At 28.2% G+C, this 25,750-nt stretch carries 23 protein-coding genes; 1 reads left to right on the top strand and 22 read right to left on the bottom strand.

What is annotated here, in order from left to right; translation table 11 throughout:
- Window positions 1-12: 12 nt before the first annotated feature.
- The 19 genes from bsdtw1_RS01505 to bsdtw1_RS01415 all read right to left on the bottom strand — a co-directional run bounded on the left by bsdtw1_RS01505 (window position 13) and on the right by bsdtw1_RS01415 (window position 21,989).
- Window positions 13-1,230: an MBOAT family O-acyltransferase gene (locus bsdtw1_RS01505; protein ID WP_183275832.1), complete on the bottom strand. Its 1,218-nt coding sequence runs from the start codon at window positions 1,228-1,230 to the stop codon at window positions 13-15.
- A gap of 230 nt (window positions 1,231-1,460) precedes the next feature.
- Window positions 1,461-3,545: an N-acetylmuramoyl-L-alanine amidase gene (locus bsdtw1_RS01500; RefSeq protein ID WP_183275831.1), complete on the bottom strand. Its 2,085-nt coding sequence runs from the start codon at window positions 3,543-3,545 to the stop codon at window positions 1,461-1,463.
- Between the two features lie 25 nt (window positions 3,546-3,570).
- On the bottom strand, window positions 3,571-5,778 hold the full coding sequence (locus tag bsdtw1_RS01495; RefSeq protein WP_183275830.1) for an Ig-like domain-containing protein: 2,208 nt from the start codon (window positions 5,776-5,778) through the stop codon (window positions 3,571-3,573).
- Window positions 5,779-5,957: 179 nt separating this feature from the next.
- Window positions 5,958-7,238: an O-antigen polymerase gene (locus bsdtw1_RS01490; RefSeq protein ID WP_183275829.1), complete on the bottom strand. Its 1,281-nt coding sequence runs from the start codon at window positions 7,236-7,238 to the stop codon at window positions 5,958-5,960.
- A gap of 23 nt (window positions 7,239-7,261) precedes the next feature.
- Window positions 7,262-8,137: a glycosyltransferase family 2 protein gene (locus tag bsdtw1_RS01485; protein ID WP_183275828.1), complete on the bottom strand. Its 876-nt coding sequence runs from the start codon at window positions 8,135-8,137 to the stop codon at window positions 7,262-7,264.
- A gap of 12 nt (window positions 8,138-8,149) precedes the next feature.
- On the bottom strand, window positions 8,150-8,998 hold the full coding sequence (locus bsdtw1_RS01480; protein WP_183275827.1) for a glycosyltransferase family 2 protein: 849 nt from the start codon (window positions 8,996-8,998) through the stop codon (window positions 8,150-8,152).
- The gene (rfbB, locus tag bsdtw1_RS01475; RefSeq protein ID WP_183275826.1) at window positions 8,970-10,028 is read right to left on the bottom strand and encodes a dTDP-glucose 4,6-dehydratase; all 1,059 of its coding nucleotides are present in this window, start codon (window positions 10,026-10,028) and stop codon (window positions 8,970-8,972) included. Before rfbB ends, bsdtw1_RS01480 begins: the two co-directional genes overlap by 29 nt.
- A gap of 4 nt (window positions 10,029-10,032) precedes the next feature.
- Window positions 10,033-10,605 carry a dTDP-4-dehydrorhamnose 3,5-epimerase gene (gene rfbC / locus bsdtw1_RS01470; protein ID WP_183275825.1) on the bottom strand — a complete coding sequence of 191 codons (573 nt, stop codon included), beginning with the start codon at window positions 10,603-10,605 and terminating at the stop codon, window positions 10,033-10,035.
- A 27-nt stretch (window positions 10,606-10,632) separates the two neighbouring features.
- The gene (gene rfbA, locus bsdtw1_RS01465) at window positions 10,633-11,517 is read right to left on the bottom strand and encodes a glucose-1-phosphate thymidylyltransferase RfbA (RefSeq protein WP_183275824.1); all 885 of its coding nucleotides are present in this window, start codon (window positions 11,515-11,517) and stop codon (window positions 10,633-10,635) included.
- Window positions 11,518-12,438, bottom strand: coding sequence for a glycosyltransferase family 2 protein (locus bsdtw1_RS01460; protein ID WP_183275823.1), 921 nt, complete (start codon window positions 12,436-12,438; stop codon window positions 11,518-11,520).
- Window positions 12,439-13,101 (bottom strand): sugar transferase, encoded by a 663-nt coding sequence (locus tag bsdtw1_RS01455; protein WP_183275822.1) that lies wholly within the window; start codon window positions 13,099-13,101, stop codon window positions 12,439-12,441.
- Between the two features lie 369 nt (window positions 13,102-13,470).
- Window positions 13,471-14,205 carry a phosphocholine cytidylyltransferase family protein gene (locus bsdtw1_RS01450; RefSeq protein WP_183275821.1) on the bottom strand — a complete coding sequence of 245 codons (735 nt, stop codon included), beginning with the start codon at window positions 14,203-14,205 and terminating at the stop codon, window positions 13,471-13,473.
- Window positions 14,202-15,287, bottom strand: coding sequence for a pyridoxal-phosphate-dependent aminotransferase family protein (locus tag bsdtw1_RS01445; protein WP_371874637.1), 1,086 nt, complete (start codon window positions 15,285-15,287; stop codon window positions 14,202-14,204). Before bsdtw1_RS01445 ends, bsdtw1_RS01450 begins: the two co-directional genes overlap by 4 nt.
- Window positions 15,288-15,399: 112 nt before the next feature.
- Window positions 15,400-16,353, bottom strand: coding sequence for an acyltransferase family protein (locus bsdtw1_RS01440; protein WP_183275820.1), 954 nt, complete (start codon window positions 16,351-16,353; stop codon window positions 15,400-15,402).
- A 273-nt stretch (window positions 16,354-16,626) separates the two neighbouring features.
- Window positions 16,627-17,604 carry an acyltransferase family protein gene (locus bsdtw1_RS01435; RefSeq protein WP_183275819.1) on the bottom strand — a complete coding sequence of 326 codons (978 nt, stop codon included), beginning with the start codon at window positions 17,602-17,604 and terminating at the stop codon, window positions 16,627-16,629.
- 166 nt (window positions 17,605-17,770) lie between these two features.
- Window positions 17,771-19,204 (bottom strand): oligosaccharide flippase family protein, encoded by a 1,434-nt coding sequence (locus bsdtw1_RS01430; RefSeq protein WP_183275818.1) that lies wholly within the window; start codon window positions 19,202-19,204, stop codon window positions 17,771-17,773.
- A 175-nt stretch (window positions 19,205-19,379) separates the two neighbouring features.
- Complete coding sequence (locus bsdtw1_RS01425) at window positions 19,380-19,643, bottom strand: hypothetical protein (protein WP_183275817.1); 264 nt, start codon at window positions 19,641-19,643, stop codon at window positions 19,380-19,382.
- 11 nt (window positions 19,644-19,654) lie between these two features.
- A complete protein-coding gene (locus bsdtw1_RS01420) occupies window positions 19,655-19,957 on the bottom strand; it encodes a hypothetical protein (RefSeq protein ID WP_183275816.1) in 303 nt (100 codons plus the stop codon).
- A gap of 241 nt (window positions 19,958-20,198) precedes the next feature.
- A complete protein-coding gene (locus bsdtw1_RS01415; RefSeq protein ID WP_183275815.1) occupies window positions 20,199-21,989 on the bottom strand; it encodes an acyltransferase family protein in 1,791 nt (596 codons plus the stop codon).
- A gap of 140 nt (window positions 21,990-22,129) precedes the next feature.
- Here bsdtw1_RS01415 and bsdtw1_RS01410 point away from each other — a divergent pair, with 140 nt between their 5' ends.
- The gene (locus bsdtw1_RS01410) at window positions 22,130-22,279 is read left to right on the top strand and encodes a hypothetical protein (RefSeq protein WP_183275814.1); all 150 of its coding nucleotides are present in this window, start codon (window positions 22,130-22,132) and stop codon (window positions 22,277-22,279) included.
- 174 nt (window positions 22,280-22,453) lie between these two features.
- Here the strand turns inward: bsdtw1_RS01410 and bsdtw1_RS01405 are convergent, their stop codons facing one another.
- The 3 genes from bsdtw1_RS01405 to bsdtw1_RS01395 form a co-directional block, all read right to left on the bottom strand.
- Window positions 22,454-23,680 (bottom strand): acyltransferase family protein, encoded by a 1,227-nt coding sequence (locus bsdtw1_RS01405; RefSeq protein ID WP_183275813.1) that lies wholly within the window; start codon window positions 23,678-23,680, stop codon window positions 22,454-22,456.
- Window positions 23,681-24,411: 731 nt separating this feature from the next.
- On the bottom strand, window positions 24,412-24,675 hold the full coding sequence (locus tag bsdtw1_RS01400) for a hypothetical protein (RefSeq protein ID WP_183275812.1): 264 nt from the start codon (window positions 24,673-24,675) through the stop codon (window positions 24,412-24,414).
- Between the two features lie 12 nt (window positions 24,676-24,687).
- A complete protein-coding gene (locus bsdtw1_RS01395; RefSeq protein WP_183275811.1) occupies window positions 24,688-25,176 on the bottom strand; it encodes a hypothetical protein in 489 nt (162 codons plus the stop codon).
- Window positions 25,177-25,750: the final 574 nt, after the last annotated feature.

The raw sequence follows: 25,750 nt of genomic DNA, 5'->3' as shown, positions 1-25,750 counted from the left end.
TATTATCACCACCTAAAACTTAAAATAAATAAATGGATTAAATGTACCAGTACTTATAATTGCTATTGAATATATAAGAATTATAAGTGAAAATACATATTTAACAAGATATATTATACTGTTATCCATCTTTTTTCTAATAACTGTACTCAAGTCTGGTAATATTGATATAATCAATGATAACACAAATATAATCCAAAACTTAGAATCAGCTCCGAGTTTTAAAAAGCTCATATTTTCATAACTATGTAAGTTAAATAAAGTTTTAATATATTTCCATGCATATGATATATTATCAGACCTAAAAATTACCCAACCTATAGCTACGATAACAAATGTAATTACTTGAGATAAGAATCCAGGTAATTTATCAAGGTATTTTTTTAAACCTATTCTTTCTAATATTATTAATACACCATAATATATTCCCCAAACTATAAATGTATAGTTTGCTCCATGCCATAATCCACTAATAAAAAATATTATAAAATTATTAAACAAGGTCCTCTTATATGATCCTCTATTCCCTCCCAAAGGAATATAAACATATTGTCTAAAAAAACTAGTTAGTGATATATGCCATCTTTTCCAAAACTCACTTATACTTTTTGATATATACGGTCTATTAAAGTTTTCCGGAAGTTTAAAGCCTATCATGTATCCAATCCCTATAGCCATATCAGAATAGCCAGAGAAATCTAAATATATTTGTAATGTATAAACTATTGCACCAAACCATGCGTAAATAAAACCTAACTCGTTTGGTTGCATGGCAAAAATTCGATTAGCTACGTCTTCAAGTACAGAAGATAAAATAACCTTTTTACCTAAACCTATCGAGAATCTATAAATTCCTTCAGAGAACTTATCAACACTATATATCCTGTCTCTCAATTGAGCTCTTAAGTCACTATACTGGATAATTGGTCCAGCTATAACCCTTGGAAAAAAAAGCACGTATAGTGAGTACTCAAAGAAATTTATCATAACTTTATTAACATCTCTGTAAACATCTACAATATAACTAATCTGCTGAAAAGTTATATAAGAAATCCCTAATGGTATAATCATATCTCTTATATGAATTCTTCTATCTATAATATTTCCAATTGTATCATTATATATAGAAATGGAAAAGTTAAAATACTTAAAATAGGCTAAAATTAGAATATTTAGACATACTGCAATAAAAACAATTATTTTACTAGTCTTAAATATCTTCTTGTACATCATAACCGCAATAAAATAATTTACTATTAAACTGATTAGAATAATATAAAGGGATCTTGTAGATCCCCAAAAATAAAATATTATACTAAAGAGTAAAATAATATAATTTCGATATTCCTTCTTGCTTATATACGTAAAAAATAGGAGTATAGGCAAAAATAATAAAATAAAAATTATAGAATTAAAAGACAATTATAGTTCTCCCCTCAACAATTGATATTATCAGTTTTCTAAAAACAACTAGCTATAGTCTCACTAATTGTTTTTGCTGTTTTTTCTTGTATTGAATCATCTGAGCAATCTTGAGCCTGCCCTTTATTGCTTATAAAGCCACATTCTACAAGCACAGATGGCATTTTTGTATTTCTTGTCACATTCAATCCGTGGTCATGAGCCTTAAGATTATTTCTATTTAAATCAGAGCTCAATGCTGAAACCAACTTGTTTGCTAATTCCCTACTTTTCACAGCTACATAGCTTGGAGTACTATCTATCTTTAAATCAGTATAACTCCATCCTCCCGGATCTTGTCCTCTTATTATGCCATCATTATCTAAATCTGGCCTATAAGAACTATAATGAGTACTTACCCCTGATACCGATGCATCTCCATTCTTATCATGATGTATACTAATAAAAAGATCTGCATTTAAACTGTTAGCCAAATTAACCCTCTTAGCTAAGCTCTCACTCAAATCATCCAAAAGAATCTCCAATGGTTGCCTTGTTAGCAAAACTATATACCCTTTGTTTTCCAAAGCGCTCTTTAATTTAACTGCTACTTGCATATTTAACTCTCTCTCACAATAAGTTTCACCATCTATAGTTGAGTATGCACCATCGTCTCCAGCATTATTATGCCCCGGATCGACAACAATTAAAAATCTATTTACCTCAAAATTAAAATATTCAGATTTAGTATTTCCTGACTCTGTTATAAATTGTATCATAAACGTATGAGTCCCTTTTGTCAATTTTAACAAATCCAAAGAGTATCCAAACCCTATATTTTCCCCTTGTAAATCTAAGTACTTTTTCGGTACATCCTTTCTAGTATATTTATAATTAGCTTTTCCGATGTACTTCCAATCAACAAATATGTTAATATCATTTATCTTTTCAGGGCTAGTAACCCAACCAGAAATTCCTGCTGATGTTTTTCCTTTCAAATTGCTAAGTCTTTCATCAATTCCATAAAAAACAGTTTTATTAGCAACCATCACATTTCTTATTAATGCATTATCATTAAGAATACTACCATCCTTACCGATAGGTTGTACCATAACACTGTGATCACCATCAGCATACTGACTTATATCTAATTGATATGAAAATCCACTGTTTGAAGAATTAGGATAATCTCTATAAGCCTTTCCTATATCAAGTCTTTGATAACCATATGTAGCATCCCCTACATACTTCCAATCAAAATAAACTTTAACCTTCTCGATATTTTTTGCATTAAGCGCCCATCCAGATATCGTAAAAGTTTTTGATACAATAGAATCATTTGATAACTCCATTGCTGCCACAGATTTCATGCTCAAATTATAATAAAATACAATATCTTTGCTAATTATCTCATTATTATTACCTAATGCTTTTATCGTTATCTTATGTTTTCCATTACTTACAGAGTTTTCCGCAATCTTAAAATTATATCCACAGTTATCAGCTTCAAAGTATTGGCTATAACTGTTAGCCACGTCCTTTCTTGAATATCCATACTGAGCATCACCCAAAAGACTTCCATCCAACAGTACTTGAACCCTAGATGTTCCAGTTGAAATTAATGACCACCCAGATATATTAAGTTCACCTGACAAAGAATCCTCATCTTTAATATCTTCTACTGCTAATTTAGATTCTAGATTTTTCGTAGCCTTTATAAACTGTTTTTCAATTACAAAATCTTTTGATTGATTATTTCTATCTATTATAGAAATCTTTAATTGTATTTTATGCTTTCCTTCACTGGTATCATCTGGGACAGCCAAAACAAACCCACTATTATAGGAATTGGAGTAGCTTGTAAAAGCTTCTCCAATATCTCTTCTATAAAATCCGTAGTTTGCATTTCCAAGAGACTTCCCATCTAGAATAACTTCTATATTTTTCAATTGCCCTTTTGCTACAGCCCAACCACTAATATACAACTGTTGTAGATCAGATTTTATATTTAATGGGCTTTCTATTCCTACTTTAACCATATCTTCTTCTACTGCATTAGAAACCTTACCACTTGTCCACACTATGGACAAAGTAAAGATAATTGTTAATATATTAATTACTACTATTTTAGCTGCTTTTCTCATTATTATATTCCATCCAAACTTGAGCTTAATTATATACTGGTATTTCAAAGTATATTTTCGAATTATTACATTGATCAACTAATTTTTTAATATTATAGCATTGACTGTTAGCCCATGCTATATCAGTTGCATATTGGTGTGGTACATAATTTGTATTCCACCTCATCTTATATATAGTATCTTGCTTATACGAGCTATTAATATATGATGTTCCAATGAATTTGGCACCACCCATAATAGCACTGTCTACAGAGAACCAACCTTCCTTATACGCTCTTTCAGATCCCCATAAATTCGCATTAGAATCATATGCACCTATACCAAACATATTATAAACAGTTTTACCTTCCACATTTGTTAAATCACTATTGACATTACCTGCTTCTGAGTGTAACTGATTAACATAAATACCATTCGCTAATTTTGATGATCCATTCCCTGTTTCTAATAATGCATGTGATACTAAATATATTGGATTTATATTATTAGCTTTACCAGCTTCTATGAATACACTACCTTTTCCCTCTAAAATACCTTTTCCTTTTAGTATATTATTTAAATCATCAGCTGAAATACCGTCCATATAACTTAGTTTCAAAAATTGATATATACCTTGATCACTATTTTGAAAGTTATTTGGATTCATATAATATTTAACATCATCAGCACTAGCAGGAACCCAATCTGATACTGAACTGTCGTATTTTACAGGGCTGCCATCAATGATTTGCTGAAGCACTACTGCATCTAAAGTTTTATTAGTGTTCGTGTAATTTATTATTCCAAATAAATTTATAATTACTGTAGTTGATTTCTTTGTTCCATCAAAACCAACAGCTTCTACTGTTACTACATGATTACCCTTAGATTGATTGTCAAGTGACAAGTAATAAGAATATCCACTGTGAACCGAATCATAGTATTGCGTAAATTTATTTCCAACATCACTCCTATTAAAGCCTATATTTGCATTTCCCTTGAGTGTACCATCCAAATATATATTTACTTGCTTTACTCCAGATTGATTAATTGCCCAACCAGACAAGTTCACTCCTGTTTTAACCACGTCATTGTTAGCAGGAGCTTCAATTATTGTATAAGGAGCATATTTTTTTACTATATTAACATTTCGTATTGTAGCTTTTTCATTTTGATCTATCGTTCCATCATAACCTATTGGTTGAACCATTATAGAATGAGTTCCAGGAGCTAAGAATCTACTATCTATTTCATAACTAAATCCACTATTAAAAGCTTCTGGATAATTTGAAAGAGCTTGTCCTATATCATTTCTTTGTCCCCCTATTTTTGCTGATCCATGATACTTCCAATCTACATAAACTTTTACTTCTTTAATTGTTGATGAATTAACTGCCCAACCATTAACTTTTATATTGCCTTCAGTGGAATAATTATTGGCTGGCTCTTCTAAATAAGATGCAGGTTGTAATGTAGGCATGTTAGTATATATATATCTTATATTTGTTCCTTCATTATTATCTATAGTGCCATCATACCCTATAGGCTGAATCATTATCACATGTTTTCCCTGAGATAACTTTTTAGCATCATAACTATAAGTATATCCACTATTATCTGCACCAGGATATTGGTCTTTAAATGAGTTATAAATATCACTTCTATAATATCCAATTGTAGCATCACCAACATATTTCCAGTCTATATACACTTTAACATTTTTAACACTAGAAGAGTTTAAAGCCCATCCTGAAATATTAATAGAATCATTAATGACTTGACCATTGTATATTGACTCTATTGAAGATTTAGGGTCATTATTAGGCATGTTAATGTAAATATACCTTCCTGGTATATCTACTGAATTATCATTTCCTATTGATTTAACCGTCACCTTATGTTTACCAGCAGTGATACTGCTAACATCATACTTGAATACGTACCCTGACTTGCTGGAATTAGCATATTGAGGATAAGTTTGTCCTATATCGTTTCGTGTATAATTAATACTAGCATCACCAATATAGCTATCATCTAAGAAAACCTGTATTTCTTTTACACCTGAAGCATTAATTGCCCAACCACTTATATTTAATTGACCCTGAGTAGCACCATTATCTACCGGAGACTCAATAGTAGTCATTGGTAATAAACTGCTAGTTGATTCAGCAAATGCATTAACACTTGGTAATGTAGTAATAAAAAAAGCGAATACTACTACAGAAGCAAAAAATCTCTTAATAACCTTATTCATATATTCTCTAATCCTCCTTAATAAAAATACTGTATATCTACTAATTGAATAAATCAGTACCATAAATAATTATACCACTAATTTTATGTTATTTTAAAACTTCTATTACTTTTTACATATTTCCACATAAGTACAAAAAAAAGAGAACCACACATCTTTAGATGTTTGGTTCTCTTACACTATAACTTAGTTTTATCAACAAAGAAATGATTTATTAAAGCAAGATATATCAATCCATATAAGGTTGTAACATCTATCATCATATTTTGAAAAGACATAAAGAACCAGCATCCACCAAAAAAGGCATAAAACACTGTAAAATATACATTTTTTCTTATCTTATTATAGAAAAACAAACCTATGAATGCATATATAGCTACACTAATAAATGCAAAATAACCAAAATCTAAGTAGAACTCCATAAATCCAGTTCTTACTGTTGCCGCTTCAGTATAATGCTGAGCTAAAGAGCTAGAAAACTCAATATCTTTATATCCCTTAACGAAGTTATCAAGTTCAAATAATCCCACTAAAATAGGTCTTACAGTATAAATTCCGTATGTTCTTATGTTACTTTGATCTATGTGCTCTAAAGTTAAATTAAGATTAGCGTAGCTCATAGGAAAATATCCATAATACCATGGTAATACTCCAAATGGATCTTTTGGTCCAGAGTATTTTATAAAATCAGAGTATGTAAGCACCCCTCTTAAACTACTTTGTTTTAGATTATTATCTATTCTTCTATTTCCTATATATACGCCAACTACTATTACTATTAAAAAACTAGCAACAACTGATGCTATAACTTTTTTATTCTTAATCAATAAATCATAGTTGTATATTATATAAAATAAAACAAACTGTATAAATGCCATAAATACATTGATTCTAGCACCTCTTAATAAAATAAATAGACATACATCTATAACAATAAATAATAGAAAACGCTTTTTATTAAAACTTTTATAAGAAAAAAAGTTTAAAATAACCATTACAAATAGCGCTCTAGTGACAAATGAAATCAATGGTGCTGAGTATGTATGAATATCAATACCAAATAAGTATGGCGCAATATTTCGACTACCAATATAATTTTCAAGCAAAAATAAGAATATATATATAATATTTAAAATCACATATATATCTAAATTTCTACCCAGGATTTTTAAACTCATATTTTTTAATACTATCTCACCTGTCCTGGGCTTCAAAAAAGGTGATTTTGATAGTAACATAACTATTATAAATATAATTATTATACTATCTATTATGATATATGTACCTAGGTAAGGCTCGCTATTTATGTATGTTGACCACCTTAAAATATAAAGTAAAAAGTTTAAGACAACACCAAAATTAATTATGGTTCCTAACCCAAAAAAATCTTTCTTCTTCACTAAATTATAGAAGAAGATAATATTGTACAGAATAATTATAGCTATAGTAAATATCTTCATTTTAATATTCCTCTCTTATTAAGTTAGGCAAACAATCCTTTCCATATTGCTTTAGATTTCTCTTTTTCACCTTTAACTAGATAAATAAATATTCTTATAATTCTTGTTATAAAGTGCGTAATATTGAATTTTATCATTTTTACGCTACTAACTTTATAAGCAAATTTATTTTTAAACTTTCTTCTATTCTTTGTCGACCAGAAAAGTACAAACGGAGATAAATCCCCTCCACTTGATTTACTAATTTTATGATATATCACAGATTTAGGTTCATGCATCATTATAAATCCTGCATCATTTACTCTAGCACTATAATCAGTATCTTCGTAATACATAAAATAACTATCATCGAGTAATCCAACTATATCTAAGACTTTTTTGCTTATTAGCATACAGCATCCAGACATGAATGTAACTTCCCTTGACTGACACACTGTTGGTTGAAACAAATCCACATCATAAGTAACTGATTTAAAGTTATTCCAATCTATGTCACCACCACCATGACTTATCTGCTTTGGATTATCGTAATAGTTAATTTGGCAGCCAACAACACCTATTTTATTGTTACTTTTAAAACATTCTATCATCTTTGATAAAAAATCTCGTTCAACAGTAGTATCATTGTTTAATAAAAGAACATAATCAGCACCATTTTCCATAGCATATCGTATACCTAAATTATTACCACCAGCAAATCCAAGATTTTTATCACTTTTAATTATTTTATGATTAGATATTTTATCATTAAGCATTTCATATGAATTATTTGTAGAACCATTTTCTACAATAATTATCTTGTAATTATTGTAGAAAATAGTTTCTAAGCTATTCACACACTCAATTGTGTCTTCCCATGAATTATAATTCACTAATACTATATAAACTAACGACTCCATATTTTCCCCCAATTATCTTAGCGCAACTATAATTTTCCTTCTTATAAATTTAATCAATGAAAACCCTAGACATATAACTAATAACAGTATAGAAAGCTTATTTTCATTAGACCTGTTTTCTCTATACAAACTAAGAAAATTAAGCAACTCATATTTTTCCATTTCATTTATCTTCCCAGATAAACCACTTTCTCCAAAGGATAGCTTATATGTATATACCAAAAAATCTGATGTCATATATGCATTATACTTTCTTGCTATCTTAGTAAACAATAGGGAATCTTCCATATACTTTTGAGTTTCATTAAACAATCCACAGTCAACTATTACAGATTTTTTCACTATAACACAAGGTGTTGCATAGTAATGTTTAAATAACATATCGTCAAAGGTAATTTTCACCAAATCATCTTTAACAAAATACTTCTTTTCAATTTGATTGTCTTTTTTTATATAGAAGTTAGATCCTAAAAGATCAATTTTATCGTTACTCTTTAATATTTCTATTTGTCTTTGTAATTTTTCAGGCAACCATTCATCATCAGCATCTAGAAATGCAATGTATTCCCCACTTGCTCTTAAAATACATTCATTTCTTGCTTTAGATGGTCCTTGATTTTTTTGAGTCAAATTGAGTGCTTTAATCTCAGGATACTTTTCTAATGTATTTTCTACAACTTTAAAAGATTCATCAGTTGAACCATCATCCATTAAGATTATTTCATAGTTTTTATAGGTTTGCCTAAAAACCGATTCTATAGCTCTATTTATGGTATTACAGTTGTTATAATACGGTATAACAACTGTAACAAAAAAAGATTCGCTTTTATTTCTATCTTTGGTGTTCATACATTTTTTCATAGTAGTTTTGATACTCCCCCGAAGTAACATTCTCCATCCACTGTCTATTATCTAAATACCATTGTATTGTCTTAACTATTCCTACTTCAAAAGTAGTCTCAGGATACCAACCTAACTCTTCCTTTATTTTATCAGGTGCTATACCATATCTTCTATCATGGCCTTTTCTATCTTCCACGTATTTTATTAAATCTTCTGTTACAGTTTCGTCAACATTATCATGTATATGCTTTATAACAGTTTTAACTATTTGAATGTTAGTTCTTTCATTGTGTCCACCAACATTATAAACTTCTCCAACTCTTCCGTCTCTTACAACCATATCTATAGCCTTACAATGATCTTCTACATAAAGCCAGTCTCTTATATTAAGACCATCGCCATATACAGGAAGATCCTTATGGTTTAAACAGTTGTTTATAAGTAGTGGTATTAGTTTTTCTGGGAAATGATATGGACCATAGTTATTTGAACATCTTGTTATAGTTACTGGCATATTGAAAGTATCAAAATAAGCCTTAACCATAAAATCAGCTCCAGCCTTACTTGATGAGTATGGGCTGTGAGGATCTAGTGGAGTTGTTTCCATGAAGTATCCAGTGTCTCCAAGCGAACCGTAAACTTCATCCGTTGATACTTGATGATATCTTACTCCTTCTTTCCATCCATTTTCTCTTTCCCAAGCATTTTTAGCACAGTTTAATAGATTAACAGTTCCTAAAACATTTGTATTTGCAAATATTTCTGGTTCTTTTATACTTCTATCAACATGTGATTCAGCTGCAAAGTTAACAACATAATCTATATCATATTTTTCAAAAAGTTCTGCAACTAATTCCTTATCACATATATCTCCTTGGACAAATACATGATTAGTATTTTCTTGTACATCCTTTAGATTTTCAAGATTTCCTGCATAAGTAAGCTTATCTAAGTTAATTATTTTAACATCATTATATTTCTTAAGCATGTAAAGCACAAAATTTGAACCTATGAATCCTGCTCCACCAGTTACTAAATATGTTTTCATAAGATTATTCTCCTTTATATTCAAATGGTACGTCTAATTCTTTTAAAGTCTTTTGCTTCTTATCTTTATCTGATAAAAGAAGTTCTTCTATTCCATCAAGTGGCCACTGTACTCCAACTTCTGGATCATTCCATAAAAGACCACTATCATATTCTGGTGCATAGTAATCAGTACACTTATAGTTAAATACAGCTTCATCAGATACTACTAGGAAACCATGTGCAAAACCTTCTGGTACGTAAAACTGTCTTTTGTTTTCAGCTGTAAGAAGAACCCCTTCCCACATACCAAAAGTAGGAGACCCTTTTCTAAGATCTACAGCTACATCATATACTGCACCTTGAGTAGCCCTTACAAGTTTCCCTTGAGTATGTTTTGTTTGAAAGTGTAAACCTCTTAATACACCTTTCTTTGACTTTGATTCGTTATCTTGAACAAACTCCATCTTTAAACCAGCTTCAAAGAAGTCCTTTTTACTGTAAGTTTCCATAAAATAACCTCTATGGTCACCAAAAACAGTAGGTTCAATTATATATAAATCTTTTATCTTAGTTTCTATAAAATTAAATTTTCCCATCTTAACTCACCTTCATATATAACAGTATTATCTTTTTTTATTCTCTACTTCCTCAACTACATCTATTAAATATTGACCATAACCAGTCTTCATAAGTGGCTTTGCAAGCACTCTTACTTGTTCCGGACTAATCCAACCTTTTCTAAAAGAAATTTCTTCTAGACAAGCGATGTAAGTTCCTTGAGTATTTTGAACTGCTTCAACAAAATTAGAAGCTTGAAGCATTGAGCCATGTGTTCCTGTATCTAACCAAGCAAGACCTCTACCTAAAAGTTCAACCTTTAAGGTACCTTCTTCCATATACACCTTATTTAAATCAGTAATTTCTAACTCTCCTCTTGGTGATGGTTTTAGTGCCTTAGCTTTTTCTACTACTGAGTTGTCATAAAAATAAAGCCCTGGAACTGCATACTTTGACTTAGGTTTTTCTGGTTTTTCTTCTAAAGAAACAACATTACCATTATCGTCAAATTCAACTACTCCGAAGGCCTTTGGATTTTGTACATAATACCCAAACACCATTGCACCTTTTTCTAAAGCAGCTGCTTTTTTTAAGTTATCGCTAAATCTTTGACCATAGAAGATATTATCTCCTAAAATCATAGCAACATTATCATCTCCAATAAATTCTTCACCTATTATAAAGGCTTCAGCAAGTCCATTTGGTGCTTCCTGTATGGCATATTCAATTTTAAGTCCTAATTCAGAACCATCTTTAAATAACTCCTGAAAGTTAACTATATCTCTTGGTGTAGATATTATTAATATTTCTCTAATCCCTGCTAACATAAGAACCGACATTGGATAATATATCATTGGTTTATCGTATATAGGAACCATTTGCTTTGACATCGCCTTAGTTACTGGATACAATCTTGTACCTGATCCACCTGCTAATATTATACCTTTCATCTATAACTCTCCCTCAACCTTAGTCCAATATTTTTTATTTAAAGAATACTTAACTCTCTTATTTATAGTTATATTTTCATACTTTTTCCCAAGAAAACTTCCAATAAATCTTGCAGCAAAATTTGGTATAACATTCAATATAACTTTCGCATTTACTTCTTCAAAAGATCTTTTTAACACATACTTAAGTAATGATATTCCACTTTCATTTCCAGCATAGTTAAGAAAGTGTGGATTTAATTTAAAAAAAACGCCTGTATCAAAATATCTATTAAACAACTGCGTTAAAGTAAAGATATGTGAATGATATACTTCTGAGTCACTACAATATTTTATCTTATATCCATTATCTATTATTTTATAAGCCAGATACATATCTTCATTTATTATAAGATCTTTACCATCATAAGCTTTTAATTTTTTGTAAATATCCGTTTTTATTGCTGAAGATGCATCTGAATAAAAAAAGGTCATAAGACCTAGTCTATTTATATCTAATTTCGACACAACTCTAGACTCAATTGGATAGTTTTTTTCTCTTATATATTTCTCAATAGAAGTATTTCTACATATTTGCCTGCTAAATGAAGCCTCGCATTCGTTATCAGCTATTGGTTTAATTAAATTATTCAGCCAACTATCATTCTTCATGATAACATCTTGAGAAATAAATACTATGATATCACCTTCTGAAGAAAGCCCCATCATTTCCCTAGTTTTACTATGTGAAAAGTCTTCTTTTTTTACCAAGCAGTAGTCTAATTTCATAGCGTCAAGTATACTCTTAGTATTATCAGTAGATTCTGTTAGTGCATATCTAACATTAACTTCGCATTCAGTCTTCTGGTTTATTATGTTTTTATGTAAATCTTCTATGTACTTTTCTGCATTATATAAAGGACAAATCACTTCTACTTTCATCTACATTGCTCCCTCACCTTTAATAACAGAAGAAAATGTCTTTAAAATTATTTTAATATCAAGTAGTGTTGATCTATTATCAATGTAGTACATATCCATAGCAACTCTCTCTTCATATGTAGTGTCACTTCTTCCATTTGCTTGCCAATATCCTGTTAAACCAGGTTTTGCAGAAAACAACTTGTCAGCAAATTGTCCATATTTTTCAACTTCTTTTTGTATTATTGGTCTTGGCCCTACTACGGACATATTACCAATTAGTATATTAAAAAGCTGTGGCAACTCATCTAAACTTGTCTTTCTTAAAAATTCCCCAGCTTTCGTGATTCTTGGATCATTCTCTAATTTAAAATTAATTTCAAACTCTTTCTTTTGCTCAGGAGTAAAATTTTTAAAAACTTCATCAGCATTCTGTACCATGGACCTAAACTTATAAACTTTTATATTCTTTCCGTTTGTTCCTATTCTAGTATGTCCAAAAATTGCAGGACCTTTAGAATCAATTTTAACCCACAGAATTAGTAGTAAAAAAAATGGTGAAAGAAGAACGATTCCAATCAAAGCACTTATAAAATCAAAAATTCGTTTAACAAATAGATATGTAATTTTTGCTGGTGCAGATTGATTCTTCGCTACTATATCTGTGTTATCTATTAACTGCATATTATTCCTCCAATCTCTTAGGTACAATAAATTTAACAATAATATTATATATTTAACAAGGATTCTTGTCCATAAAAATAAACCCACTTTTTTGCCAAATTAACCCACAAAAATCTCTTATCACTACAATATATTATTTTACACTAAGTACCTACTATAATAAATTAAAAAAAGGTTACTTAATATGCGTGATTTCTACATTCAAATGCGCACATTATTCTTTTTTATCCTTTTTTTATTAATTTTCTTTAATTGTATTAAATTTTCTTTTATATTCTCCCATAATAATACATTCAAGGTACTTCTTCCAATTACAAAAAAGGAACACTATGATATACAAATAAAGTTAATCATAGTGTTCTTATTATCTTACTCTTTCTGTTCTATCTTCATATTATAGATTACCTTATAATCTCTAAATGCTAAGATTCTCTCATAATCTTCTATATAATCAACTTCTGCCCAAAATCTATCTTCAATACTTTTTACATATATATTCATTTTATCGCTTAAACAGTATAGTGCATTTTCCCACCATAAACCATGATTTTGAGAATTAATAAGTTTGTCCAAACTTTCCTTAAATAAATCTACATTGTCTTTACTAATTTTAGCTACTCCTATGTATTCACCAGAAACGTCTTCACCTTCTAGTTCTTTACCATACTTAATAAGCAGGTTATCTTCAAAATAGAATTTATAATCAGCCTCTTCTTTTCTTGTAACATCACAAAAAAGTACTGGACTCATACTTTCTTTTATTATATCTTGTAGTAATTGTTCTTCCAAAAACACATCGCCATTCATTATAATTATATCATCCTGTATAAAATCTTTAGCAAACCATGTTGACGCTATACTGTTAGATATATCAAAAAAAGGATTATAGTAATACTTCACATCATGTTCTTTTAATATACTTTTAATATCTTGTTGCTTATATCCTAGGCAAATTGCAATATCTGTAATTCCAGCTTTTTTTAGTTGTATAACTGTATTTTCTATTAATGTAATACCACCAATATCAACCGTACATTTAGGTTTACCATTAAGATATCTACTTATTCTAGTACCTCTTCCAGCTGCTAAAATCAAAGCTCTCATATGATTCCCTTCCTTTCCATATCTGACAATGCATCTATTAAAACATCATTATCTGATGTATTTAATTCACCAATATGTCCAACTCTTACCAAGCTATCTTTAAGACTTCCCCCACTTGGGCATAGATAAATATTATAATTTTCCTTAAGATATGTATATATATAATACGCGCTTAATCCATTTTTAGGCTTTAAAGGAGTAACCGCATTTGATAACCTTTCAGATGGTATAGTAAAAGGAAACTTTGCAATTTTACTTCTAAAATCTTCTGCTAAAACTTTAGTCTTTTCAATTATATTGTCTAAACCAATTTCATCTACATATTTTAATCTATAATTTAACTGTATTAAGATACCTACTGCAGGAGTAAATGGCGTCTGCCCTCTTTTACCATTCTCTATATAATCTTTTAAATTAAAATATAAACATTTTACTTCATTTGAATATATCTTTTCTACAGTTCTTTCATTCATTACAATTGCAGATATTCCTGGAGGCAATGCTAATGCTTTTTGTGAACTTATAATAGTTAGATCTATTTTCCATTCATCCATATAATACGGGTCAGCTAAAAAAGAACTTATAGAATCAACTATAAAAAACATATTTTCTTTTGAACAGAATTCCCCTACCATTTGCAAATCATAATATACACCAGTAGAAGTTTCATGTGCATTAATTAACATGCCAGTATAACCTTTATTTGAGTATTCATACAATCTGTCTTTTGTCAGTTGTTCTCCTTGATTTAGCTGTATTACATCATGATTTATATTGTATATTTCACAAATTTGCTTAAATCTTTCTCCAAAACTTCCACCAACAACTACTAATAACTTATCCTGCTGATTAAACATATTCATAATAGCAGCTTCCATTGCACCTGTTCCTGATGCAGTTAAAAATGCTGCTTTTGATTTATCCGAAGTATTCATAAGTTTCTTTATTAATTTTTCATTTTCTAACATTAAACTAGAAAATTCATCAGTTCTAAAGTATGGTATTCTTTCTCCACCAATTTCTCTTATTTCATCATTCATTTCTACAGGTCCTACACTAAAAAGCTTGAAATTATTTTCCACTTATTATACAACTCCTTTATAATAGCTTTATAGTTTCTAAAATTATCAACAATAGTACTATACCATAAAATTAGAAATTTTAAAAATTTATATTAATAAAGGACTATATAAGTTATTTAACAAGCTTTATTTTAAACTTTTCATAAAACAGATATATAAACACTGTAGAATAAACACAAATAAGTATTAAAATAGATGTAATTAACAACTGAATATTTGTATCTCTATTATATAAATCAAACCTCATAAAAGCCTGTATAATTAAAGAATGACTTAGATAAACTATCAATGTATATTTTCCTAAAAAAGAAAACATATTTCTTTTTCTTGGTACCCACCCTAGGACTATTAACGAAAAAATTATTGCAATCACTAAAACACTTAATCTAATCAACATTCCTACCATTAAATTACTTGATATTTGCACATAAGGTTCAAAACCATATAACCATTGTACATCTATTCTATTGTTATACCTGTATACAAAAAAGCCTATAATCGCCCCTAAAATACTTAAATAAATTCTATTTTTCTTTATAACTTCTATATATCTTTCATTGAAGTAGTATCCTAAGACAAAGAAAGGTAAAAACACTAAAATTCTAGAAGTACTTATAAATGTGTATATATTTTCATCAAAACCTGCTAACAGTGCAATAATTATACTTCCTATAAACCATTTATAAAATCCATTAAAATAGTCTGAAATAATATACCAAACGACTAATGCTTGCAAATACCACAAGGTCCAATTAGGATATATCCATGTCATTTTTGCAATTTTACTATGCATTATAAAAATATAAAATAAAGAGTAAAAAAATTGTATCACCACAAAAAGCAAAAACATCTTTTTAGCCTTGCTCTTAGTAGATCTAGAGCTCTTTTTGGCGAAATACCCACTTAAGAAAATAAATAAAGGCATATGGAATGTATATGTTATTATATAAAAAGTTTTTAGCTTGAACTTTATATCCAATACCGGTTCAATAATATGTGTGAGAACAACTAAAAAAATTAATAAAGCTTTAGCGTTGTCAAAATAGTAATTCCTTTTATCTTCCATGAAAACAAACCTCGTCATATGATTTTTAAATTTATATAATTATACACTATAATAATTATTTTCTCCATATTTCGACTTTCATTTACATATTTTCACACGGTTATCAAGAAATTATCACACATTTTTAAGTATAAATAACTTTGCAATTATATCTTTGCACTCATGTACATACATATGTTAAAACAATTGAGTTTTTTAATGATTTTAAAAAATAAAAAAGTTATTAGTATTTTTACACTAATAACTTCAATACACCCTATATTTAAACTATTTTTATTTATTTACATTACTTACATACGAAACCCGAGCTCTTACTATTACGTTCTTCAGTTTTTCTAACATATATACTAATAATATTGGTAAAATAATTCCTGCTAGAGAATATAAAACCCACCAATACCTAGTTTGATTTATCACAGGAAACTTTGATAATTCCTGAATCGGCAAATTATACAACTTAATTTTTATTAAGCTAACTAACTTAAAAGCTAAGAAGTGAAATCCTATTATAACCATAGTATTTTTACCTATGTATTCTAAAATTGTTATATATAATTTTCTTTCTGCAATAAATTTAGATATGTACAGATTAATGTATATACCACATATAGAACTAATTAAGAAAAATGCTGGATCATTATAAGAATTACCTCCCATACTTATATTACCGTATCTATGATTTATGTATAAAAATACTATTGAAATTATAGCAAGTGAAGCATTGAGTGGGATTTTTTCTTCATACTGCTTATATATATACCCCATATAGTATACTAATAGTGCAACCAAAGAAGTGGTTATGGTATTAAAATAATATAATATATACCCTGTACTTATGTTAAACTTATGTATTGATATGATATTTCCCAATGAAAATAACAAAAAAACTATTACTCTTCTAATTGATTCCATATTATTTTTAGATACTCTGTTGCTAACATAACTAATCAAAGCAAACATTATATTTACAATAAATAAACTTACAATAAACCAGAAAGCTCCTCCAAGCTGCTCTGTTGAAATAAAGCAAAAATTTTTAATAAAATTAGCTATATACTCTGCTCTACTATATCTTAACTCCGGTGGATATATATTTATTGTTACGAATACATTATGAAACAATAACAAAAAAAGTTCATACTTTAAAAATGGCACATATAATGTTTTCAATCTTTTCTTTACAAGAAGTAATATATCGTCTGAGTACTTATCGTTATAGCAATATCCTGATATAAAAAAGAATAATGCCATATGATACAATTAAATATAAGGCGCAAATTGAGACCCACTATGACCTATCACTACAGATATTATTCCAAGCGCCTTTGCAATATTTATAAACTTACTATATCTTTGTTTCAAATAAACCTCTCCTAACGTCAACACCGTGAAGTATTTATATATTTATTTATAATTTTTATCTTCTCATTATAACCCCTTTAACCTTACTTAAAACTAGCTTCTGAGTCTTATCTTTTAGTATAAACATCACTAATAGATAGAAGCCTCCTCCAATTGCTACTTGAATCATATTTGCTAGTATAGGATTATTTATAAAATCACCTACATAGCTTACTAAAAACATCATAATTATAGAAGTTATCCAATACTTACCTGTACCCAATAGCATTCTACCAATAGGCAGTTGCTTTCTTACAAATATAAGCTGTAGTATTATCCCTAAGACTTCTGCTTCAATTATTGATATTACTGCACCTGTAGCTCCGTACTTAGGTATCAGTATAAAATTCATTATTAAGTTTATTACACCTGATATTACTATGGACATAGTATATTTATTTTCTTGTTTTGTTCCTACTAAATACTGTATTCCTATAATATTAGCCCAGTTAACAGCAACTATTATAATAGAACTTGCCACCGTTAGTCTCTCTACAGCATAATACTGAGGAGCTAAAAACCAGGATATTAGTATTTTAGATATTCCCATTAATCCAAAAGCCATAGGAATAGATACATATGAAACAAAAGAAAAGGTTTGTTCCACAAGTTTTTTCATTTCTTCCTTCTTGCCTTGTCCTAGTATATTTGAAATTCTAGGCAGTAGCACTACCCCCACTGATGCAACTAGAGATAGTATGATATTAATGATTTTTTGAGAATAATCATAAAAAGCAACTTGATCGTTGTTTGATAGTACTCCAATTAAGGTTCTAGATAGCAATAAATATACCTGAGCAGATATTTGAGGTAAAAATAATCTAATTAGAGGAAAAATAGTTTCCTTAATAATAGCTATATCAACTTCTATCTTTCTTAAATGCTTAGGTATGTAAGCCCACATTATTATAAGTCCTGCTACATTTATGAATATAGTTAGAAGTATATATTTTATTAGGTCATCTGAACTTCTTACAAATATAAAGATACTAAGTAGTCCCGCTAGTTTTATTGTTGAGTTTCTTATAACAACCTTTTTAAAGTCTTCTAAGCCCATAAAGAGCCAAGATATATCAAGTACTATTGTAAGCATGTTAAGACCTTGTATAAGAAATATAAACTGATTTTCCTTTATAAAAATCCCTACAAATAGATAGTAAACAACCATCGCTATTAAGCTTGTTCCAATTTGTGTTACGTATAAGCTCCAGAAATACTTTCTAAGCTTTTCTTTATCATCCCTTACATAACCCACTTGTCTATTTCCGTACATCTGCATACCAAGCATACCAAATAGCATAAAATAATTAACTATTGATAATGTATATGCATTAAGCCCCATTTGATCTGGGCTAAAGATCCTTGTTAGATAAGGTATTGTTATCAGCGGAATGATCATAATCATAACCTGATATAAAGTATTATAGATGTAATTTTTGATTATGCTCATATTAAATCTCCCGTAGTTTTTTTATACATCATCTATAATATCACTTTTTCTTGTTTTTGTAGAAGGATTTTATTTATATTGTTATATTAAATTTCACTCTCTGCCTTTATATTCCACAATTCTTCTTGTTCATCATATCTGATTTAATCATATTTTGCGAAATTCATGAAGCAATTTAATTTAAAATTCCTTGATTTTCATATCTTTCATTATCACATAAGATCCCTATAGTTCTAATCTTTCTATCTCTGCCAACAAAACCATGATTCTTTAATTTCAAAATCTCTAATTGCTCTTTTATTCTTATATTTTCAGTATTTAGCCTTTTATTATCTAAACTAAGCATTATATTAGTCTTAAGCAGAGTTTTTAACCTTCTTTCATTTTTTATAATTTTACTTTCATAATGAGCCATCTTATAATATTCAAACTTAGTCATAATGATCCTCCCTAATTTTTATATGAGTCAGTTTCATTACTTCTTCTAAACTGTAGCTCTTTTATGTCATAATAGGTTAACTTTTTATCACAATATTGAGTATATAAATCTAGGGCCCATTTCTTTCTTATATTCAAAGCTACATAAGTTACTAACGACTTATCCACCACTAGACTTAACTGCTTTTTCATGGATTCTTCCATGACCTTTCCACCTTTTATAAGATTGTACTTGCCCCATTTTTCAATAGCAATTTCCTTAGTATCTTCATTGTAAGCTATAACTTTGTATTTACTTATAAGACTATTTATCATATTAGAAACTTGTAAGAATTTGTTTTTAATGTAACAAAAAAAGCTAGTACAAATAACAAGTTTATACTAGCTTAAGAATATTAGCTTCTCTATTACTTTGTGGACTTCTAAATCTCCTACCTGCTATTACATGATTTGATATATCTATTGCACACTTAATGGATAGGTGTAAAAATTTTCACATCAATATTAATTTAATGTAGGTATAAATATTTAGAATTGTATTAAAAAGAGAATAGAATTAACTATTCTCTTTAATATAAATTTTAAAACAAAAAGATTGAACTTTTAATAATATATAAAATATAGATGGAAATAAGCATAAAATGAATAATATTATATTTGAGTAGTTCAAGAAGTTAGTGTTATTAATCTTTTTAATATTTAAATTATTAGAAACAATAAAAGGGTCTTGCTCATTCGACATTAATTTTAAGTAATTCTTATCTTTACTTGCTTCTATTTGATTAAACTTGTAGTTAGTTATATCAGCCAATGTTATAGATTCTTTTTTGTTAGCTTTAATAACTTCTATATTTTTTATATAAAAAACACCCGGAGTAGAGCCAAAATCTATTCTTAATTTAGATATATTTTCGATGGGTAGGTTAAACTTGATTTTTTGTGTTTCTGTACTAGCCATTACAGGAACTTGTACCACTTTAGAATCACTAAAGGTATCTGAATTAGTTTCTGTGTAATAAAGTTGGTAGTAATCATTTTTATGTATAATAGAGTTTAATTCAATGCTTATATTTTTATTGCTATAATAGAAAAATCTGATAGGTACTAAATAAATAAAAACCAGAGTTATCAAACTTGTAATAATAAAAGAAAAGCAAAGCAAAATGCGGTTTTTATTAACATTCGATGTGAAACTTCTTATTATACTTTCAAATTTGAAATTATTAACCTTAAAAAAGTGATTATATAAAATATTAGCAAACTTAACTGAGAATCTATCTACGAAATAATATGTAGGATAACTTATAACTATAATTAAACCTAGTGAAATCACAAAAGTTACTAAGGCACTATAATTATAACCCAAGTGTTTATGCACTAATTCGAAAAAATCTCTTGAAAAAAATATTATAACTAACAAGTGAGTTATATACATTGAAAAAGATATTTTACCTAAAAATTCGAATATTTTTAAAGAAAAAAACGATTGAAGTTTCTTAACGTTAATTAAGATAAAAATTAATATAAATGCTCCGACAATATGCCAAAATAAGTATCCTTTAACAATATAATTTAAAAAAGAGTATATTGTTAAATCAATTCCTATAGTTGAATTTTCTTTTATATTTATATTTGTAGGAAACGAACTCGTATAAATCGATAAAAAGAATAACGGTAAAATATATATTGCTTTTTTTATAGTGAATTTATCAAAACTACTTATATCGCTTAGTAGCATACCTAATATAAATGCTAAATAATAAGAGTTCCAAAAAATTATGATAGCGAGCAAATAAGCAATAATACGCTTGTTACTTTTTCCGAATATAGCGCAAAAAGCAAAAACGATAAATGATCCTATAAACTCGATTGACATAGTCCATAAAGCGGAATTAAAGGTTGATTCTCCATAGAAAAGTATACCTATAAAGCTTTCATACAACGCCTTCCCAAGGGTAAAACCATCTCTGTTACCAAAATATTTTTCTCCTGTTGGCAAGGATTGGATACAAGCGAAATAGAGCAATACTGAAAATAAAACCGGAATTAGTAGTCTGAAATATCTTTTAAAAGCACTTGATACTATTACTTCATCATTTTTTGTAGCAAAAAACTTATATGATAAAACATAACCACTTAGTATAAAAAATATACAAACTGCAAAGTTACCATTATATAAAAGATTTAATGGAGTTGTAGCAAATAGAATTTCAATGTTACCATTAGTATGTATTTGATTTATATTTGCATTATCAAGTGTTGGATAAAAGTTTCTGACAAAATGAAATATTACAACAGATAATGCTGCCAATCCCCTAATACCGTCTAAATACTTAATTTTTTTCATTTCAATTCCTCCTTAACATTAGGATTATAGCATATATTCTTAAATTGTAAAACAGTAGCAGATTATGTAGAAAATAGCCAGTAACCTTTAATTTAATTCAATCACCACAAAAACAATAAAACTAAGTATCTAGAGGTTCAGTGTATGAGAAAATTGATAGCAAAGCTGAAATTGCCAAAAGGCAACTTGTAGATTTCGGAATAAACAAAAAAGACATAATAACTGAACATATGAATCTTACGACTACTGTAATAGTTTTACATGAATATCTTGGTATGTTGCAACTTTGAATGAAGAAAGTTTTTAAATGGATTTTTAACTACAATTAGGAAAAATAAGAATGGATGATGCACAATCAACTAAATTAAACACTAGTCTCAAAGGGTATTTAACTATGTAATTAGTTATACTTTCCCAACATAAAATATCTGTTTTATCACTGGCGGTTAGGTCTCAATGTTTTTCTAGCATGACAAATATTCATTATCATTTTTACTTCCCTCTTTCTTACGAGAAAACAATTTTTTAGACAAGTCAATAAATGGTCTCTCAACTAATAAATACATTAATGCCGAAAAGGGGATTATAAAAATAACGGAAACTAGAAATAATTTTATATACTTAGTTTGTAATGATGTTGAAGATATAATGAAAGGAATATTGTTTAATCTTTGTTGAAAGAATAGATGCCAAATATAAATGCTATAGCTTATTGTCCCCATAAAGATTAAAATTCTATTATTCAAAACGCTATTAATGAGCTTACCTTCACTAAACAGAGCTACTACTATTATTGATGCAACAAATAAATACAAAGTAATATCAAAGAAAAAACTAAAGAATATATTATGGAACATTGAACTATTAAAACTTGAATTATAATAGTTATACATCAAGAAAGTAAAAACTAATGGAGATACTAAGGATAATTTCTTACAGACATTAATTATTTTACTAATTTTAATTTCCGTGATATTTAAGCTATTTTTAATATATAAATTAGAAATTAACATTCCTATTGCGAAATTATCGAAACAACCTAAAATATTAGCTTCACATGCCATGTAATACCTTGTGTCAGATACTACCATAGTAGGTTTAATTATTGCCGTTACTGCTAATCTATATATCATAACTATTATAATAGAAATTATAAATGATTTTTTTGCTTTATTCCCCGTAAAAAACTTAGCAATTATTGGTAATATAATATAAAACTGTACTTCAACAGCTAAAGTCCAAGTTGTATCATTAAAAACCTTAATATTAAACACTGGATAGTTTTGGAGGAACATCATATTGCCTAATATACTTTTAAATCCACTTTTAGTTAATAAATCTGTATTAACACAAAAAACATAAATTATAATAAAAAAATAAAAAGCAGGTAATATCCTTAGCGCCCTCTTTATAAAATAATCTTTTAAATTAACTGAAGTATTATTATAATACGCTTTTCCAAATGGTAAAAACAATAAAAATCCACTCAATATATAAAATATATCTACACCTAAATGTCCCCACATCATAAATGGTGCAACATTAAATTTTCTAATACTTAAGGTTCTAATGCCAGCAACTCCCATTATATGGTAAAAAAACACCAACAGTACAGCTATTCCCCTCATTGCATCAAGTTCACTTATATTACTATTATTTATCCTAAAAACTCTCTTAATTAAATCATTCATATAATCACCTCATACTTCATTGATTATATCAATATAACTTTAATAAATAAAGTATGAGGCTTTTAACTATAAAAAAATCTTTACTCTAACCCAATTTCTAGTAACAGTATAATATTTTGCTCCAACACCACTATCCCTACTCTAGTTGGAACGTCTAGTAATGAAGAACCACATTTTAAAATAATTTGATTTGTATCTTGCTAAATTTTTTGAATTCCACATGTGTAAACTTATCTATTTTCACTGATAATGTAACTTCTATCAATTTCAACCAACTTGTCACTTGGTGTAAAAGTTGAGCGTTTTTATTTAGCATTGTTTCCCAATTTGGGTCTATTCATATATGAACTGCCCCCCTGTTAATTAGACAGGACAAATAATATAAAATTTGAATGTGCCAAGGTTTTGTTATCTTAACTGTCTACTATAAATGGAGTATATCAACTGCAGCTCTATAGGGATTATTTTATCATTTAATATTTTTTTCTAGACGTCTATTCTTTTAAACTTACAATTATACACTAAGACTTACAAGGGAATACTTCCTGTGCTCCGTACTTAGGTATCAGTATAACATTCATCATTAGGTTTATTACACCTAATATTACTATGGACATAGTATATTTATTTTCTTATTTTGTTCCTACTAGATATTGTGTTTCTATTATTCCTCAATTCTTCTTGTTCACCTCATTTAATTTAGTTGCATATTACAAAATTATTCAAGTACTTCAATTTAAAACCCCTTGATTTTCATATTGGTCATTATCGCATAAGATCCCTATAGTTCTAATCTTTCTATCTCTACCAACAAAACCATGATTTTTTAATTGCAAAACTTCTAATTGCTCTTTTATTCTTATATTTTCAGTATTTAGCCTTTTATTATCTAAACTAAGCATTATATTAGTCTTAAGTAGAGTTTTTAACCTTCTTTCATTTTTTATAATTTCACTTTCATAAAGAGTCATCTTATAATATTCAAACTTAGTCATAATGCCCCTCCTCTAATTTTTATATGAGTCAGTTTCATTACTTCTTCTAAACTGTAGCTCTTTTATATCATAATAGGTTAACTTTTTATCACAATATTGAGTATATAAATCTAGAGCCCATTTCTTTCTTATATTTAAAGCTACATAAGTTACCAGAGACTTATCCACCACTAGACTTAACTGCTTTTTCATGGACTCTTCCATGACCTTTCCACCTTTTATAAGATTGTACTTGCCCCATTTTTCAATAGCAATTTCCTTAGTATCTTCATTGTAAGCTATCACTTTATATTTATTTATAAGGCTATTTATCACATTACAAACTTGGTCTATTTCATACCCCGTATGTTCCTTAATTTGTTCTTTTGTTATCTTATAGATACCAATATTACTACTATATGGATTAGTCAATAAATATAGATAAAGATATCTCTCTTCAGTTGTCATACTCATAATCTTCTCATCATGCCAAAAATCTCTCTGAACTATTTTATAATTCATAAACCCTTCCCCCTAATTAATTATTTAAGTAAAATTTTTTATTTAGTTTTATTACATTAAAGACTGCTGTTGTAATTTCAGCCATTATCTTTAGTTTTAGTTTTTTGGAATATTTTGTATTATATGAATATAGTATTTTATCTTACAAACTGCGTCAATACATCTAAGTAAATGTTAAGAAATTTGTAAGAATTTGTTTTTAGTGTAACAAAAAAGCTAGTATAAACAATAAGTTTATACTAGCTTTAAAATATTATAATCCATTACAAATACCTATACATGCTTTTGTATTAATTATTCAACTCCACTTATAAAAGAATTTATAAGTATCTTATTGATTTGCTTAAATTTTCTGTATCTTTATCATATGTCAAATAGCTTCTGTCATAAACATAATTTTTATAAAGATATCCCCTCTAACCATCATGTTTTCAATAAATTTTTAACTTCTTTACTTCTAAGCCATTTTAACTTTTTAGAAGTTAAAAACTTTACTTTTAATCAATTTAAGTGGTTAACTTCTTTTATTTTTAAAAAGCTATATTTTTCCCTTTTTAACCATTAAAGAAGTTAA

It is taken from the genome of Clostridium fungisolvens (assembly GCF_014193895.1).
Classification (GTDB): Bacteria; Bacillota; Clostridia; order Clostridiales; family Clostridiaceae; genus Clostridium_AR; species Clostridium_AR fungisolvens.
This window is presented reverse-complemented; position numbering and strand designations above follow the sequence as displayed.

What these genes read in the sequence shown, in the direction of transcription:
- bsdtw1_RS01505 (WP_183275832.1), bottom strand. Translation starts at nt 1,230, where the DNA reads ATGTACAAGAAGATATTTAAGACTAGTAAAATAATTGTTTTTATTGCA.
- bsdtw1_RS01500 (WP_183275831.1), bottom strand. Translation starts at nt 3,545, where the DNA reads ATGAGAAAAGCAGCTAAAATAGTAGTAATTAATATATTAACAATTATC.
- bsdtw1_RS01495 (WP_183275830.1), bottom strand. Translation starts at nt 5,778, where the DNA reads ATGAATAAGGTTATTAAGAGATTTTTTGCTTCTGTAGTAGTATTCGCT.
- bsdtw1_RS01490 (WP_183275829.1), bottom strand. Translation starts at nt 7,238, where the DNA reads ATGAAGATATTTACTATAGCTATAATTATTCTGTACAATATTATCTTC.
- bsdtw1_RS01485 (WP_183275828.1), bottom strand. Translation starts at nt 8,137, where the DNA reads ATGGAGTCGTTAGTTTATATAGTATTAGTGAATTATAATTCATGGGAA.
- bsdtw1_RS01480 (WP_183275827.1), bottom strand. Translation starts at nt 8,998, where the DNA reads ATGAAAAAATGTATGAACACCAAAGATAGAAATAAAAGCGAATCTTTT.
- rfbB (WP_183275826.1), bottom strand. Translation starts at nt 10,028, where the DNA reads ATGAAAACATATTTAGTAACTGGTGGAGCAGGATTCATAGGTTCAAAT.
- rfbC (WP_183275825.1), bottom strand. Translation starts at nt 10,605, where the DNA reads ATGGGAAAATTTAATTTTATAGAAACTAAGATAAAAGATTTATATATA.
- rfbA (WP_183275824.1), bottom strand. Translation starts at nt 11,517, where the DNA reads ATGAAAGGTATAATATTAGCAGGTGGATCAGGTACAAGATTGTATCCA.
- bsdtw1_RS01460 (WP_183275823.1), bottom strand. Translation starts at nt 12,438, where the DNA reads ATGAAAGTAGAAGTGATTTGTCCTTTATATAATGCAGAAAAGTACATA.
- bsdtw1_RS01455 (WP_183275822.1), bottom strand. Translation starts at nt 13,101, where the DNA reads ATGCAGTTAATAGATAACACAGATATAGTAGCGAAGAATCAATCTGCA.
- bsdtw1_RS01450 (WP_183275821.1), bottom strand. Translation starts at nt 14,205, where the DNA reads ATGAGAGCTTTGATTTTAGCAGCTGGAAGAGGTACTAGAATAAGTAGA.
- bsdtw1_RS01440 (WP_183275820.1), bottom strand. Translation starts at nt 16,353, where the DNA reads ATGGAAGATAAAAGGAATTACTATTTTGACAACGCTAAAGCTTTATTA.
- bsdtw1_RS01435 (WP_183275819.1), bottom strand. Translation starts at nt 17,604, where the DNA reads ATGGCATTATTCTTTTTTATATCAGGATATTGCTATAACGATAAGTAC.
- bsdtw1_RS01430 (WP_183275818.1), bottom strand. Translation starts at nt 19,204, where the DNA reads ATGAGCATAATCAAAAATTACATCTATAATACTTTATATCAGGTTATG.
- bsdtw1_RS01425 (WP_183275817.1), bottom strand. Translation starts at nt 19,643, where the DNA reads ATGACTAAGTTTGAATATTATAAGATGGCTCATTATGAAAGTAAAATT.
- bsdtw1_RS01420 (WP_183275816.1), bottom strand. Translation starts at nt 19,957, where the DNA reads ATGATAAATAGTCTTATAAGTAAATACAAAGTTATAGCTTACAATGAA.
- bsdtw1_RS01415 (WP_183275815.1), bottom strand. Translation starts at nt 21,989, where the DNA reads ATGAAAAAAATTAAGTATTTAGACGGTATTAGGGGATTGGCAGCATTA.
- bsdtw1_RS01405 (WP_183275813.1), bottom strand. Translation starts at nt 23,680, where the DNA reads ATGAATGATTTAATTAAGAGAGTTTTTAGGATAAATAATAGTAATATA.
- bsdtw1_RS01400 (WP_183275812.1), bottom strand. Translation starts at nt 24,675, where the DNA reads ATGACTAAGTTTGAATATTATAAGATGACTCTTTATGAAAGTGAAATT.
- bsdtw1_RS01395 (WP_183275811.1), bottom strand. Translation starts at nt 25,176, where the DNA reads ATGAATTATAAAATAGTTCAGAGAGATTTTTGGCATGATGAGAAGATT.